General features: G+C 72.3%; 14 protein-coding genes. 2 read left to right on the forward strand and 12 right to left on the reverse strand.

Annotated features, from left to right (window positions below):
* Window positions 1-20: 20 nt before the first annotated feature.
* The 11 genes from GA0070216_RS17430 to GA0070216_RS17480 all read right to left on the reverse strand — a co-directional run bounded on the left by GA0070216_RS17430 (window position 21) and on the right by GA0070216_RS17480 (window position 11,604).
* Window positions 21-1,655: an FAD-dependent oxidoreductase gene (locus GA0070216_RS17430; protein ID WP_091247058.1), complete on the reverse strand. Its 1,635-nt coding sequence runs from the start codon at window positions 1,653-1,655 to the stop codon at window positions 21-23.
* Window positions 1,655-2,362 carry a GntR family transcriptional regulator gene (locus GA0070216_RS36140; protein WP_141723122.1) on the reverse strand — a complete coding sequence of 236 codons (708 nt, stop codon included), beginning with the start codon at window positions 2,360-2,362 and terminating at the stop codon, window positions 1,655-1,657. Before GA0070216_RS36140 ends, GA0070216_RS17430 begins: the two co-directional genes overlap by 1 nt.
* A complete protein-coding gene (locus GA0070216_RS17440) occupies window positions 2,362-3,045 on the reverse strand; it encodes an N-acetylmannosamine-6-phosphate 2-epimerase (RefSeq protein WP_091247063.1) in 684 nt (227 codons plus the stop codon). Before GA0070216_RS17440 ends, GA0070216_RS36140 begins: the two co-directional genes overlap by 1 nt.
* Entirely contained in the window at window positions 3,042-4,007 is a 966-nt protein-coding gene (locus tag GA0070216_RS17445; RefSeq protein WP_091247065.1) for an N-acetylglucosamine kinase, read from the reverse strand. Before GA0070216_RS17445 ends, GA0070216_RS17440 begins: the two co-directional genes overlap by 4 nt.
* Window positions 4,004-5,026 (reverse strand): ABC transporter ATP-binding protein, encoded by a 1,023-nt coding sequence (locus GA0070216_RS17450; RefSeq protein ID WP_091247066.1) that lies wholly within the window; start codon window positions 5,024-5,026, stop codon window positions 4,004-4,006. The genes GA0070216_RS17445 and GA0070216_RS17450 overlap by 4 nt, the downstream gene beginning before the upstream one ends.
* Window positions 5,001-6,023, reverse strand: coding sequence for an ABC transporter ATP-binding protein (locus GA0070216_RS17455; RefSeq protein WP_091247067.1), 1,023 nt, complete (start codon window positions 6,021-6,023; stop codon window positions 5,001-5,003). Before GA0070216_RS17455 ends, GA0070216_RS17450 begins: the two co-directional genes overlap by 26 nt.
* Window positions 6,024-6,049: 26 nt before the next feature.
* On the reverse strand, window positions 6,050-7,567 hold the full coding sequence (locus GA0070216_RS17460; protein WP_091247070.1) for an ABC transporter substrate-binding protein: 1,518 nt from the start codon (window positions 7,565-7,567) through the stop codon (window positions 6,050-6,052).
* Between the two features lie 21 nt (window positions 7,568-7,588).
* Window positions 7,589-8,536 (reverse strand): ABC transporter permease, encoded by a 948-nt coding sequence (locus GA0070216_RS17465; RefSeq protein WP_218108224.1) that lies wholly within the window; start codon window positions 8,534-8,536, stop codon window positions 7,589-7,591.
* A gap of 3 nt (window positions 8,537-8,539) precedes the next feature.
* The gene (locus GA0070216_RS17470) at window positions 8,540-9,463 is read right to left on the reverse strand and encodes an ABC transporter permease (RefSeq protein WP_091247071.1); all 924 of its coding nucleotides are present in this window, start codon (window positions 9,461-9,463) and stop codon (window positions 8,540-8,542) included.
* 9 nt (window positions 9,464-9,472) lie between these two features.
* Window positions 9,473-10,465 carry a Gfo/Idh/MocA family protein gene (locus tag GA0070216_RS17475; RefSeq protein ID WP_091247074.1) on the reverse strand — a complete coding sequence of 331 codons (993 nt, stop codon included), beginning with the start codon at window positions 10,463-10,465 and terminating at the stop codon, window positions 9,473-9,475.
* 161 nt (window positions 10,466-10,626) lie between these two features.
* Window positions 10,627-11,604 (reverse strand): S1 family peptidase, encoded by a 978-nt coding sequence (locus tag GA0070216_RS17480; protein ID WP_245722557.1) that lies wholly within the window; start codon window positions 11,602-11,604, stop codon window positions 10,627-10,629.
* A 119-nt stretch (window positions 11,605-11,723) separates the two neighbouring features.
* Between GA0070216_RS17480 and GA0070216_RS17485 the strand changes: the two genes are divergently transcribed.
* Both GA0070216_RS17485 and GA0070216_RS17490 read left to right on the forward strand, forming a co-directional pair.
* Window positions 11,724-12,383: a response regulator transcription factor gene (locus GA0070216_RS17485; RefSeq protein WP_091247078.1), complete on the forward strand. Its 660-nt coding sequence runs from the start codon at window positions 11,724-11,726 to the stop codon at window positions 12,381-12,383.
* Window positions 12,380-13,492 (forward strand): HAMP domain-containing sensor histidine kinase, encoded by a 1,113-nt coding sequence (locus GA0070216_RS17490; RefSeq protein ID WP_091247079.1) that lies wholly within the window; start codon window positions 12,380-12,382, stop codon window positions 13,490-13,492. The genes GA0070216_RS17485 and GA0070216_RS17490 overlap by 4 nt, the downstream gene beginning before the upstream one ends.
* A gap of 36 nt (window positions 13,493-13,528) precedes the next feature.
* Here the strand turns inward: GA0070216_RS17490 and GA0070216_RS17495 are convergent, their stop codons facing one another.
* Entirely contained in the window at window positions 13,529-14,971 is a 1,443-nt protein-coding gene (locus tag GA0070216_RS17495; protein WP_245722558.1) for an RICIN domain-containing protein, read from the reverse strand.
* Window positions 14,972-15,005: the final 34 nt, after the last annotated feature.

The raw sequence follows: 15,005 nt of genomic DNA on the forward strand, positions 1-15,005 counted from the left end.
GCCCGACGACACCCGGACCGTCAACTCGGCAGGGTGTCGCCCCCCACCGGCCCCGGGGCGACTGCCGTGGCCGTCGGCCAGCGCAGGTCGACCCCCCGCCGCGTCAGCGCGGACTGGAAGTCCTCAAGGGCCTTGGCACTGTCGCGGACCCCGTGCGGCGAGGTCTGCCGGTCCAGGCAGTAGGCGGCCAGCGCGCCGGCGGCCTCACCGATCGACCACTCGGCCGGGTGCACCCGGTAACAGCCGTTGGTGATGTGGGTGGTGCCGACGGCCTTGCCGGCGGCGATCACGTTGGTGACCCGCTCGGGCAGCAACGCGCCGAGCGGGATCTCGAACGGGTGCGCCGCCACGTCGAGGTAACCGTCGCCGCCGGTCGTCGGGTGCAGATCGATGCGGTAGTGACCGGTGCCGACCGTGTCGGGATAGCCGACCGCACCGGCGGCGCCGCGTACCGCGACCGACAGGTCCTGCTCGGTGGGCGTGGTCACCGCCACCAGCCGGCGGGCCTCCCGGATGTACGGTGCCTGCGCGAAGCCGTCCGCGGTGCCGGTCACGTCGGGGCGCAGCCGCAGACCGGGAAAGCCGGTGCCGCCATCCGGGCGGGGCGCCTCGGTCTGCATCCAGTACAGGAACGCGTGGCTGACCTCCTTGGCCCGCCGGACGTGCCGCGCGGCGTCCGGTACGTCGAACAACGGCCCGTCCAGGTAGTCGGTCATCGGCCAGTTGACCAGCGTCACGTCACTGCGGAACAGGCCGGGCCGGAACGCCTGCCGGTCGAGGATCCGCCGGTACGTCCACAACTCCGGCGCGATCAGCCCCTCCTCCATCGACGCCGCCGTGGAGCGTGGGTTGGGGAGGAACCGGCCGGTGACCGGTCGGCCGGTCCGCGGATCGGGATAGGTCCAGCTGAACAGCGGGCCCGGCCAGCCGGGTGCGGTCCGGGTCCGCCAGTGGTCGTAGTCCGCCGGCCGGTCCACGGTGTGGTCGCCGTCGACGTGTTCGAGGGCGAAACAGACCGTGGCCGCCTGCATGTTCAGCGGTGCGGGCCGGTCCGGAGCGCTCGGTTCGCCGGTCTGTGCCTGCGACTCGGTGCCGGTGCGGTGCTCGATGCCGGCCAGGGCCAGCAGCTCACCGGTCTCGCTCGCCTCCAGGACCAGGCTGGCGCCGAGGTGGCGGACCGTGCCGTCGGCGAGTCGGACGGCCAGGGCGGTCACCGTGTCCCCGTCGGTCCAGGCCCGTTCGACCTGCGCCCGGGTGTGCACGGTGAGCCGCCCGGCCGCGCGCCAGGGGGCGATCATGGCCTGGAGCACGGCGAGTGCCACCCGGGGTTCGTGACACAGCGGGCTGACCCAACCGTTGCCCGGGTTGAGCGGTCGGGCGGACCCGTCGGACGCCAGCGGATACCAGCTCCGGTAGTGGTCGCGCACCGCCTGCCGGAACCGGCGGTAGCTGGCCGTCGAGCCGTGTGTCTCGATCCAGGGGTGCTCGTCCGGCGGCACCGCCTGCGAGGTGAGCTGCCCGCCGATCCACCCGTACGGCTCGACGACGGTGACCCGGGCGCCGCCCTCGCAGGCGGCCAGCGCGGCGGCGATCCCGCCCACGCCCCCGCCGACGACCAGGACGTCGGTGTGCTGCTCGGCCGTGGTGGTGGGCATCAGTCGGCCTCGCCTCGTCGTGCGGTCAGGGAGAAGTGGTAGCGGTCGCCCCGGTAGAGCGACACCGCGCGTTCGACGGCCCGGCCGCGTCCGTCGTAGCCGATCCGGCGTACCTCCAGCAGGGCCGCCGAGGGCGGGATCTCCAGCAGTTCGCACTGCCGCCGGGACGGTACGACGGCGGCGATCATCTGCTGGGCCACGGTGACCTGGATGTGGTATCGGTCCTTCATGGTCTCGTAGAGCCCGTTGTCGAGGTTCTCCACGAGCAGCCCGGGGAACAGGTCGGCCGGCAGGTGCACCTCTTCCAGGCACATCGGCGAGCCGTCGGCCAGCCGCAGCCGCTCCACCCGGTAGAGCAGTGACCCCTCGGGCAGGCCGAGGTCGGTGGCTGCCGCGTCGCGGGCGACCATCGCGTCCGCCTCGATCAACTTGCTGCTCGGGAGCAGGCCACGGGCCAGCATGTCCTCGGTGAACCCGCTGAGACTGGTGCCCTTGGCGATCCGGGTGTCGGAGACGAAGGTGCCCTGGCCACGGATGGTGTAGACCAGGCCGGCGTCGAGCAGTTCGCGCAGCGCCTGGCGCAGTGTCGTCCGGCTGACGCCCAACTCCTCGGCGAGGTCCCGCTCGCGGGGCAGCGCCGAGTGCGCCGGCAGGCCCGCGACGCGGTGCCGGAGTTCGGTACGGATCTGGCTCAGTTTGGTGGTCATCACGAATCCAACCGGGGATGCGGGCAGGCCTGCGCGAACCTGCGCGTGGTGTTGACCGGGTCCGAGATGGCGGTGCCGACGACGACTGCCCACGCGCCCTCGTCGAACGCCGCCGAGACCTGGGTACGGGTACGGTATCGCCCCTCCGCGATGACCGGAACGGGACAATGTCGACTGAGCCTGCCCACCAGGGCGACGTCCGGCCCGTCCGGCACCGGGCCGGCGGTGTAGCCGGACAGCGTCGTGCCGACCAGGTCGGCGCCGGCATCGACCGCGGCCAGGGCGGCATCCAGGGTGTCGACGTCAGCCATGAACAGGGCTCCGCCGGTGTGGGCCGCCGCGACGAGGTCGGCCAGTTTCTCCCCGCCGGGCCGGGGTCGACCGGTGGCGTCGGCCGCGACGATCTGCGCCCCGGCCCGGGTCAGTGCGGTCACGTCGGCCTCGCCCGGGGTGATGTAGACCGGGCTGCCGGGGGTGCTCCGCTTGACCAGTCCGACCACCGGCACCCCCAGGTCGACCATGCCCCGCACGTGGGCCACTCCCTGGCCCCGCAGCCCGGCGGCACCGCCGAGCACGGCCGCAGCCGCCATCGCCATCATGTGCCCGGTGTCCGTGAACGGACTACGGTCCTGGGCCTGGCACGAGACGACCAGGCGTCCACGGATGGCGTCGGCCACGTTCATCGGTGTTCTGCCTTTGCTTCGATGTCGATCTGGACGATGAGTCCGGTGAACGGGAAAGGGACGCCCGGCCCGTCGGTCAGGGCCAGCGCGCCGGCGAGCGGGTCCCCGGCGGCCGGTGCCGGCCGGGCGGCAGGGGCACCGGCGCGTAGGCCCGCGGTGAACGACGGCCACAGCAGATCCTCGGCGCGGAAGACCCCGCCGGTCCCGGCGACCGGCACCGGGGTCGTTTCGAGCCCGACCCGGTGCAGCGCCCCGACCGCCGACTCGGCGAGCAGTTCGCCGGCCCGGCACCAGATCCGTCGGGCACCGTCGTCACCCGCGCGGGCCAGTTCGGCGACCGTGCCGGCGAACCCCGCGATCCGTTCCGGGGTGGGTGGGTCGGCACGCCAACGGGCCGGCAGCGTCTCGACCGGGCCCCAGGCGGCGGTCACCGCGTCGGCCAGTGGGCCGGGTACGCCCCGGTCCCGGTCCCGCAGGGCGAGCCGGATCGCGGCACGGCCGATCCAGTGGCCCGACCCCCGGTCGCCGAGGTCGGCACCCCACCCGTCGGCGCGGGCGGTACGGCCCGTGGCATCGGCCGCGAGGACCACCGTCCCGGTGCCGGCGGCCACGACCGCGCCGGGGACCGGACCGAGCGCACCCAGGTACGCGGTCACGCTGTCGTCGGTGACCCGCAGGCGGCCGTGCCGGCCCAGGGCACGCAGCCGGGCTGCCAGTGCGCCGACTGCCGGCGGCTGGCCGTTGAGGCCGGTCATGCCGACCCCGACCAGCACCGGGGCGTCGGGCACCGGGCCCAGGTCGGCCAGCGCGCCGGCCACCGCGTCGGCGATCCGGGCGTCGGGGTCCCCGGTCCAGAAACCCGGGGCAGCGGCGTGTCCGGTGGAGCGGCCGTGCCGGGCCACCGCGCGGCAGCCGCCCTGGCCGAGGTCGACGCCGACCCGTACGGGGTCGGTGCCGCTCATCGGGTCACCGCCGTGACCGGTGGCCCGCCGTCGGCCAGGCTGGACTCGGCGTAGTGGCAGGCGACCTCGCGCCCGGCGACCGTGCGTAGTTCCGGTTCGACCTCGGCGCAACGCGGCTGGGCGAGCCCGCACCGGGTCCGGAACCGGCAACCGGACGGCGGCGAGGCCGGCGACGGCACCTCACCGGTGAGCAGGATCCGCTCGGCCGGTGGCGACGCCCAGGGGCGGGGCACCGGGGCCGCCGAGATCAGCGCCCGGGTGTACGGGTGGGCCGGGGCCCCGTACACCGTCGCGGCCGGTCCGGTCTCCACGATCCGGCCCAGGTACATCACCGCGAGGTCGTCGCTGATGTGCCGGACGACCGACAGGTCGTGCGCGATGAACAGGTAGCCCAGGCCCAGCTCCGCGCGCAGGTCGGCGAGCAGGTTGAGGGTCTGCGCCTGGACCGACACGTCCAGCGCGCTCACCGGCTCGTCGCAGACCAGGATCCGCGGCGACATGGCCAGGGCACGGGCGATGCCGACCCGCTGGCGTTGGCCGCCGGACAACTGGTGCGGATAGCGGTCGGCCAGTTCGGCGGCGAGCCCGACCCGGGCCAGCAGCTCGGCCGTCCGGTCCGTCCACTGGTCGCGCGGCACCTGACCGCGGTGCACCCGCCAGCCCTCGGTGACGATGAAGGACACCTTCTTGCGCGGGTTCAGCGACGAGTACGGGTCCTGGTAGACCATCTGGATCTGGGTGGTCAACCGGCGTCGGCGGGCCGCGTCGGCGTCGTCGACCCGCTCGCCGGCGTACCAGATCTCGCCACCGGTCGGTCGGCGCAGGCCGACGATGGCCCGGGCCAGGGTCGACTTGCCGCAGCCGGACTCACCGACCAGCCCCAGGGTGCGGCCGGCGGTGACGGTCAGGCTGAGCCGTTCCACGGCGTGCACCTCCGCCGCCCGGCGCAGCAGGCCGCCCCGGACCGGATAGCTGACCCGTAGCTGTCTGACCTCAAGCCGCGCCTCGGACGTCGACACCGGCCATCACCTCCTCGGCGTAGTGGCAGGCCGCCTCGTGGCCGGTGGCGACGACCCGCAGCACCGGCCGGTCGGTGCGGCAGGCCGCCCGGGCGACGGGGCACCGTGGGTGGAACGGGCAGCCGGCTGGCGTCGCCAGGGGCGAGGGCGGCATCCCCTCGATCGGCGTCAGCCGCTCGCCGGGGCGGTCCGGTGCGGGGACCGAGGCCATCAACCCCCGGGTGTACGGGTGGGCCGGGGCGTCGTACACGGTGCGCAGCGGACCCGACTCGACGACCGTGCCGGCGTACATGACCGCGACCCGGTCGGCCACGTCGGCGACCACCCCGAGGTCGTGGGTGATGAGGATCATCGCCATCCCGTCGGCCTCGCGCAGTTCGCGCAGCAGGTCCATGATCTGCGCCTGGACGGTCACGTCCAGCGCGGTGGTCGGCTCGTCGGCGATGAGCAGCCGGGGCCGCAGCGCGAGGGCCATCGCGATCACCACCCGTTGCCGCATCCCGCCGGAGAACTGGTGCGGGTAGTCGTGTGCCCGGCGGGCCGCGTTCGGGATGCCGACCCGCTCCAGGCCGGCGACCGCGCGCCGCCACGCCTCCCGGCGCGAGGTGCGCTGCCGGACCCGGAACAGTTCGGCGATCTGCTGGCCGACCCGGACGACCGGGTTGAGCGCGGTCAACGAGTCCTGGAAGACCATCGCCATCTCGGTGGCGGACAACTCGCGGGTACGCCGTACCGGCAGCGCGGACAGCTCCTCGCCGTCGTACCGGATGGTGCCGCGTTCGATCGTCGCGCTGTGCCGGGGCAGCAGCGCCATCACCGCGCGGACGGTGACCGACTTGCCGGACCCGGACTCCCCCAGGATGGCCAGTGTCTCGCCCGCGCCGACCTGGAACGAGACACCGTTGAGCGCACGGTAGGTGCCGAGCGGGCCGTCGAACGAGACGACGAGATCGTCGACCGTCAGCAGTGGATGCGGGGCGTGCGGTGGTGCCACCATCGGGTCCTCCGGGTCCGGTTCTCGGGTCAGCGCAGCGAGACGCCGGCGAAGTCCGGCAGGTCGTTCGGGGTCGGGGTGAATCCCTCGACGCCCTTGCGCAGCACGACGTTGCCGTTGAGGTCGAGCGGGAAGATGCCCACCGCGTCGTCCCAGACGATCTTTCCGGCCTGGGCGTACAGCGCGGCCCGCTTGTCCTGGTCGAGTTCCGCCCGGGCGGCCAGCAGGATGCGGTCCAGTTCCGGGTTGGCGTAGCCGTTGCGCTTGGCGGTCGACAGGTAGAGCCGGGCCAGGGTGAAGTCGGCGTCGCCGGTGACCGTGCTACCGGTCGTCATCGTGCTGTCCCAGTCGAGCTTGAGCAGCTTGTCCAGCCAGGTGGCCCGTTCCAGCTCCTGGGGCTTGACCACGATACCGACCTTGGCCCAGTCGCTGATCATCGCGTCGGCGAAGGAGTTTCCGTTGGTGCAGCAGCCGCTGCTCCACATCATGGTGGTGCTGAACCCGTTCGGGTAGCCGGCCTCGGTGAGCAGTTGGCGGGCCTTGGCCGGGTCGTAGGCGTACGGGTTCTGGCTGGCGGAACCGAAGATGGCCGCCGGCAGCGGGCCGGTGGCCGGGGCTCCGGCCTGGTCGAACAGCGACTTGCTGATCTTGGCGAAGTCGACCGCGTGCCACATGGCCTGCCGGACCCGGGCGTCGGTGAACGGCTTGCGGGAACTGTTGAACCAGATGTAGTAGTTGGCGTACGTCGGGAACGACGTGACGGTCAGGTCGCCGTTGCCCCGCAGCCCGGTCAACTGGTCCGGTGGCAACCCCCAGGTCACGTCGATCTCGTTGTTCGCCAACGCCGTCACCCGGCCGGACACCTCGGGGATGTAGCGGTACGAGATGCCGGCCAGCGTGGGCTGCTCCCCCCGGTACTTCTCGTTGCGGACCAGGCTTACGGCCTGACCGGCGGTGAACGACGAGACCTTGAACGGCCCGGTGCCGTACGGGGCGTCGAAGAACGCGCTGTCGGCGACCTTGGCGGCCGGGGCGATCCAGAGCAGGGTGAGGTTGCTCAGCACGGTGCCGAGTTGGCTCTTGGTGTGGATGGTCAGGGTGCGCTCGTCGGGGGTACGGATCTCGTCGACGGTGGCCCACAGCCCGGCCAGCGGCCCCTTGCCGTCGATCAGCGCCTGGAGGGATGCCTTGGCGTCGGCGCTGGTCATCGGCGTCCCGTCGGCGAACGTGACATCGCTTCGCAGCACGAACTGCCAGGTCAGCGGGTCGGGGTTGGTCCAGCTCTCGGCGAGCTTCGGGGCGATCCTGCCGTCGTCGCGCACCACCAGGGTCTCGAAGACCTCCTGGACGACGGTCAGGGTGGGCTGGTCGGCCGAGTTCGCGGCGAACGGGTTCAGCGAGACCACCGGGGTCGGGTTGGCTACCCGCAGGGTGGTGGCGCCGTCGCCGCCGCTACCGGCCCGGTCGTCGGTGCCGAAGGAACAGGCGGTCAGTCCGAGTACGCCGGCGAGGGCCAGCGCACCGATTCGGGTGGTCGGAGGTCTCATGTCTTCCCATTTCGCTGACGGTTAACGGGTGGAGAGGTTCGGATCGGAGCGGTCCCGTAGTTCGTCGCCGAGCACGCCGACGCAGACCACGAAGACGGCCAGGGCCAGGCCTGGCAGGGTGGCGATCCACCAGGCGCTGGCCAGGTAGTCGCGGCCGTTGGCGATGGTGGTGCCCCAGCTCGGCGTGCCGGCCGGGATGCCCAGTGACAGGAAGCTCAGCGACGCCTCGGCGACGATGACGAAGCCCAGCTGGACGGTGGCGATGACCAGCAGCGGGCCGGCGACCGCGGGCAGCACGCAGTGCCGTACGACGTGCCACGGCCCGGCGCCGAGCGTGCGCGCCGCGTTGGCGAAGTCCCGGGACCTGGTGGCCAGGGTCTGTGCCCGGGCCACCCGCGCGAAGATCGGCCAGGTGGTGATGGACAGGGTGAGCACGACGTTGGTGACGCTGGAACCGAGCACGCCGGCGACGAAGACGGCGAGCAGGATCGACGGGAAGGCCAGTTGGATGTCGGCCAGCCGCATGACTGTCGCGTCCACCGCCCCGCCGAGATAGCCGCAGAGGATGCCGAGCGCGGCGCCCACCGTGCCGGCCAACAGCAGGGTCGCCGCGCCGACCAGCAACGAGATCCGGGCGCCCTGCATGATCTGGGGCAGCAGGTCGCGGCCGACCTGGTCGGTGCCGAGCAGGGCCAGGCCGCCGTCGGACATCCGGCTGCCCGGTGGGAGCAGCCGGTCGGCGACGGAGGTCGCGATCGGGTCGTACCGGGCGATCAGCGGCCCGATCACCCCCGCCACCAGATAGGCGGCGATCACCCCGAGCGGGATCCACAGTCGCAGCCGACGCCGGCGACGGCGGGGCACGACGACCGGTGGGGCATCCGCCCCGTCGGGGCGGCCGTCGCCGGTGGGCACGACCGGTGTGCCGAGCACGGCCGAGCCGGGTACGCCGTCAGACACCGTGGTCACCTCTCAGACGCTCTCGCGGACCCGGGGGTCCAGCCGGACGTACAGCAGGTCGACTATGAGATTGATGACGATGAAGATCACCGCGACCGTGATCACGCACGCCTGCACGACCGAGTAGTCGCGGGCGGCGATGGCGTCGGTCATCAGTCGACCCACCCCGGGCCAGGCGAAGACGGTCTCGACGATCACCGCCCCACCGAGCAGGCTGCCGAACTCCAGGCCGGCCACGGTGACGACGGGGATCAGCATGTTGCGCATGGCGTGCCAGCCGACGACCCGGGTCTCGGACAGGCCCTTGGCCCGGGCGGTGACCACGTAGTCCTCGTGCAGCACGTCGAGCAGCCCGGACCGGACCAGCCGGAGCACCACGCTGAGCAGCGGCAGGGCCAGCGTCACCGCCGGCATGATCATCGCGGCCGGGGAGGCCGCACCGGAGCTGGGCAGCAGGTGCAGGAACCGGGAGAAGACCAGGATCAGCATGATGCCGACCCAGAACGTCGGAAGGGACTGGGTGAGCATCGACAGCACCGAGACCACCCGGTCCACCACACCGTGGGGCCGGGTCGCCGCCAGGGTGCCCAACGCGAACCCGAGGACCAGGGCGATGACGAAGGCGGTCAGCGCCAGGGCGGCCGTCGCCGACAGGTGGGTGAACACCAGGTTCGTCGCGGCGTCGTGGAGCCGGAACGACTCACCGAAGTCGAGGGTGACGGCACGGCGGAGGAACTGGACGTACTGGATGGGCAGTGGGGCGTCCAGTCCGTACTCCCGACGCAGCGCCTCGACGGCCGCCTGGTCGGCGTCCGGCCCGAGCACCGCGGTCGCCGGGTCGCCGGAGACCGCCCGCATCGCGAAGAAGACCACCGTCGCCGCACCGAACAGCACCAGCACCGAGATCGCCAGGCGACGCAGCGCGTAACGCAGCATCCCGACCCCTCAGCTGCCGGGCGGCGGCGACACCGGGCCGCCGGCCAGGGCCGCCTCGATGTCCTCGACGACGGCGACGGCGGCCCGGCCCTCCTCACCGCTGACCGGCGTCGGTCCGCCGCTCAGCGCGGCGTCGACGAAGGCCGCCAACTCGGTACGCAGGTTGTAGGCGCCGCCCCCGTCCCGACTGGGCCAGAAGTACGTGTCCATGAAGCTGGCCACACCGTCGCGGCGGGCGTACATCAGGTCGTTGTGGGAGAGGTTCATTTCGAGAATGCCGTGCTCGCCCACGATCCGCAGGCCGGCGTCGGCCCGCGACGGCCGGGAGTGCGGCAGCGTCCAGTTGTTCTCCATCGTGCCGATGGCCCCGTCGTCGAAGCGGATGGTGGCGTGCACGACGTCGTGGCTGGGCGACAGCACCTTCCGCCCGACGGCACCGGTGACCTCGACCTCCCGGCCGGTCACGAAGCGGAGCAGGTCGGCGTCGTGGATGCCGAGGAACCAGGCGACCGAGGTGCGGTCCCAGATCCCCTCGCCGACCGCCTGCGAGGTGCACCGCCACACCTTGACGTGCCAGATGTCGCCGAGTTCGCCGGACCGCACCACCTCGCGCAGCCGCAGCACCCGGGGGTCGAAGCGCAGCACCTGCCCGATCATCAGCGCGTCGGGGTCGGGCCGGCCGGCGATGATCCGGTCACAGCCGGCGCTGGACAACGCCATCGGCTTCTCCAGCAGCACCCGCTTGCCCGCCGCGAGCGCGGCGAGGGTCGCCTCCTCGTGCAGGTGGTCCGGCGTGCAGATGCTGACCGCGTCGACCGCGTCGAGGAGGTCGCCGAGGTCGGGAACGGCCCGGACGCCGAGGTGGGTCTCGGCCCAGTCCCGGTTACGCGGCGAGATGTCGGCGACCGCGACCAGTTCGGCCTGTGGCACGTCGCGCAACGCGCGGGCGTGCAACTGCCCCTGGACCCCGATCCCGACGACACCGATCTTTAAGCGGTCCACACCCGGCTCCCACTGTTACATACCACCGAAAGCTAGGTGTGTACCTAGCTGCGATAGTTGTACACCTGCAGGGCGGGCTGCGCAAGGCTCGGATTCGGCACTGCACTCGGCTCCGACCTGCGGAACTGCGGAATCCGCCCGGACCGCATCGAGGTCGACGACTACCGCACCCGGCCGGCCCGCTGCCCGATCCGGTCGACGTCGTGCCCGGCCCGCGCCCGCACCGGTGCCGTTCGTCGGCGTCGGCGCGTCACCAGCGCCACCGGGAGCAGTAGGACCGCCAGGAGCGCGCCGATACCGGCCGGCACCCAGCGGGACGGGCCGTTGGCCGGGTCGGTCGTGTCGGTGATCCAGCCGCGGAGCGTGTCGGTGCGGGCGCTGAGGTCGGGGCCCGGGTGCGGGCATCCCGGGCCGGTGCTGACCACGGCGACCAGGACGGCCGTGCCGTCCGCCTGCTCCCGGAAGTAGGGCCCGCCGGAGTCGTGCGGGCACGGGCTGGTGTCCGCGCGGGGCTGCCGGCCGGAGGTCTCGATGACGTCGGCACCGACCCGGCCGACGGTGAACTGCCCGGTCTGGAGCCGGTCCGTCGGCGTCGGCCCGTCGGCGGTGGTCAGGCCGTACCCGGTCAGCCGGAGGACCTCGCCCGCCACCGGCGGGGTGTCGCCGATCCGCACCGGCGTGACATCGGTGATCGCGGTGCCCAACTCGACGAGGGCCACGTCAGCGGTGTCCGACTGGCGCACCCCGACGACCTCGCTCTGGTGTCCGGCCCGACTGCCGAGGTCGGTGCGGCCGACCGTGACCAGGGTCAGGCGGGCCACGGCCCGGCTGACCCGTTGCCCGCCGGAGTCGCGGAAGCAGTGCCCGGCGGTGATCACCCACCGGGGCGCGATCAGCGCGCCGGAGCACCAACTGTCCCGGGTGCCGCCGCCGGCCGCGGGCAGATCGACCATGGTCAGCCGGACCGAGAACCGGTACGCGCCGTCGGCCGCGTCCTCGCCGTGGGCGATCGCCGATGCCGGCCGGACCGCGACGGGGACGACGGCAACCGCCGTGGCGGCCAGCACGACCGTGACACAATTCGTGGCGAGTCGGAGCAAGGTGTCACCAACCTGTGCGAGCAGGAGCAGGAACTGCACCGATGCTGCGGGGCCGGCCATGGGTGCCGCGTCAGCGGCGCCCTTATCGGTTCTTTATGCGGCGGGTGCCAGCCTTGCCGACGGTCCCGGACACCACGGAACGACCGGCAGGAGACGTAGTGCGGGTGCTGATGGCGGACGACGAGCGGGTGCTGGCCGACATGGTGGCCGAGGGGTTGCGCCGGTTGTCCATGGCCGTCGACGTGGTCTACGACGGCGACAGCGCCCTGGAACGGCTCGCGGTCAACCGCTACGACGTGGCCGTCCTCGACCGGGACATGCCCGGTCAGACCGGTGACGAGGTGTGTCGCTGGATCGCCGGGTCCGACACCGGCACCCGGGTGCTGCTGCTGACCGCCGCGGCCGGTATCCGCCAGCGCGTCGAAGGGCTCGGCCTGGGCGCGGACGACTACCTGACCAAACCATTCGCCTTCGCCGAACTCGTCGCCCGGTTACAGGCGCTGTCCCGACGCTCGGCCCCGGCGCTGCCCCCGGTGCTCGAGCAGGACGGCATCGTGCTGGACGTCACCCGGCACACCGCCGCCCGCGACGGTCTGGTGCTCGCGCTGTCCCCCAAGGAGTACGCCGTCCTGCACGTGCTGATGCGCGCCGGCAGCCGGGTGGTCAGTGCCGAGGACCTGCTGGAGCAGGCCTGGGACGAGCACACCGACCCGTTCACCAACACGGTACGGACCACCGTGATGACGTTGCGCCGCAAGCTCGGCGACCCACCGGTGATCCACACCATCCCCCGCGTCGGCTACCGGCTCGGCGCATGAGGTTCCCCTCACCGGCCCGGCGGATGCTCCTGGTCTTCGGGATACTCCTGCTCGCCGCCCCGTTGGTCACGCCGGCCGCAGATCTCCTGCTCTCGCTGTGGCGGGAGTTCGGCCCGTCCTGGTGCGCCAGACCCGAGTGGCAGGCGCCGGACGGTGACGCCTCGTTCGCCTGTGTGCAGGTGTTCCGCCGGCCCCGCATTCCCCCGGCGATCGCCCTGACGGTCGTGCTGCTGAGCATGCTGGCGGCCTGCTACCCGGCCGTCCGCTGGTGCCTGCGACCGCTGCGGGACCTGGTCCCGGTGATCGCCAACGTCGGACCGCAGAACCTGGGTCACCGGCTGAAGCCCGGTCCGGGCCGCGACGAACTGGCCGTCCTGGGCCGCACCATCGACGAGATGATGGACCGGATCGCGGTGGGGTACGAGGCCCAGCGCCGGTTCGCCGCCGACGCGTCGCACGAGTTGCGGACCCCGCTGGCCGTCCAGCGCACCCTGATCGAGGTCGGCCTGGCCCGCACCCTCAACGACGACCAGCTCGCCCTGCTCACCGCGCAACTGCTGGAGACCAACGAGCGCAACGAGCGCCTGATCGAAGGGCTGCTGGTGCTCAGCGAGAGCGACCGCGGGCTGCTGACCCGTACCCCGCTGCGGCTCGATCGGATCGTCGCGACGGTGCTCGACGCCCACCGGACCCGGGCCGACGAGGCCGACGTCACCATCATCAGCCAGCTCGGCCCTCGACTGGTCACCGGTGAGCAGGTGCTGCTGGAGCGACTGGTGGCCAACCTGGTGCAGAACGGCCTGAAGTACAACCGGCCCGGCGGCACCCTGGAGGTGCGGGTGGGCGCGGACCCGGCGCTGGTCGTCGAGAACACCGGCGACGACGTGCCATCGGACGAGGTCGCCGCCCTGTTCGAGCCGTTCCGCCGCAGGTCCGGTGCCCGCATCGACCACAGCGGCGGTGCGGGCCTCGGACTGTCGATCGCCCGCTCGATCACCCGGGCCCACGAGGGCACCATCACCGCGTCCTCCCGCGGCCGGGACGGCCTCCGGGTCCGGGTCTCGTTCCCGGCGGCGGGCGACGACCCGGGGGCCGGGACCGGCGGCTGAGCCGCACCGCCGGTCCCGGCCCCCTGCGCCATGTCGTCAGACCGTCGTGCGGGACCACTGCTGGTTGGTGCCGGTGTTGCAGGTGTACTGCTTGAGGACCACGCCGTCGGCGGTCGACGCGGCCGGCACGTCCACACACTTGCTGCTGTGGCGGGCCCGCAGCTGGAAGTAGCTGCCGTTGGTCACCATCTGGAACTGCTGGTTGGTGCCGCTGCCGCAGGTGTACTGGACGAGTTCGGCGCCGTCGGCGGTGGAGGCGCTGACCACGTCGAGGCACTTTCCGCTGTGCCGGTTGACGATGCGCCAGTAGCCGCTGCCGGCGTCCTGGAACTGCCACTGCTGCCAGGCGTTGCCGCCGTAGGTGTACTGGCCGACCCGCGCGCCGTTGTCGGTGTTCGGCTGCTGGACGTCCATGGCCTTGCCGCTGTGCCGCACGGTGACCTGGTAGAACGTCCCCGTCGACGGCGGGGGCGTCGTCGGATCGTTGCCGATGGCGTCGCCCCAGCCGTACCGGATCCGGTCGGCGCCGGAGGTGTTGCGGATGGTCAGGTTGAGGTTGGTGCCGCTGCCGCTGAGCGAGTACATCGAGTACCAGTCGTAGCCGATGGTGCCGGGCTTGCCGCCGAGGGCGGGCCAGTAGGTGCCGCCCATCTGGTTGTTGCGCATGACCTGGGCCATGGCGCGGATGTAGCGCACGAAGTTGTCGGTGCTGTTGGGGTCGGCGTAGTTGCGGCCGTCGTTCATGGGCGCGCCGTACTCGGTCGCGACCGCGCGGGAGGCGCAGTTGCCCAGGCGTGCCTGGATGTGGCCGAGGAAGGCGTCGTAGGTCATCGCGCCGTAGAAGAAGGCGTAGTAGTGGAAGGAGAGCAGCGTCGCGTTGAAGCGGCTGTCGTTGCAGATGTCCCGCAGGTCCTGGCTGAAGCCGGTGCCACCGATCAGCACCCGGCCGGGCGGTGCCGAGGGGTGGGAGCTGAGCCAGTTCGCCGCGACGTTGCGCCAGTCCGCCGAGCTGTAACCGTGCGGTTCGTTCATCGGCTCGAAGTAGACGTTGGGGTTGGCACCGTAGGTGTTGGTCACCGTGGTCCACATCGCGTTCCACGCGCCGAGGTTGGTGATCCGGCCGCCGGAGGCGGCGCCGTCCTCCCAGTAGGCCAGGATGACCTTGAACCCACGGGCGGTGGCGGCGTCGATGGCCCCCCGGTACGCCTCCCACCACGCCGTTCCCACCGTGTGGGTGTTGACGGGCAGCCGCACGGTGTTGACCCCCATGGTGGCGGCCATGTCGTCATAGAGGGCGTTGGCCTTGGCCCGCACCGTCGCGTTGCTGTCGGAGGCGCTGAGGCCCTGCACGACGAGGGGGCCCTTGCTGAAGTTGTCCCCCAGCACGGCCCAGTTCATGCCACGGAACTGACTGGTGGCGGCGGTGGCCGGCGACGACGCGACGACCACCCCGCCCACCATCGCGGTCGCTGCGGCCACCAGCGCGACCAGCAGCCGACGCGACGACCGGGCA

The sequence above is a fragment of the Micromonospora matsumotoense genome (assembly GCF_900091525.1).
Lineage (GTDB): Bacteria > Actinomycetota > Actinomycetes > Mycobacteriales > Micromonosporaceae > Micromonospora > Micromonospora matsumotoensis.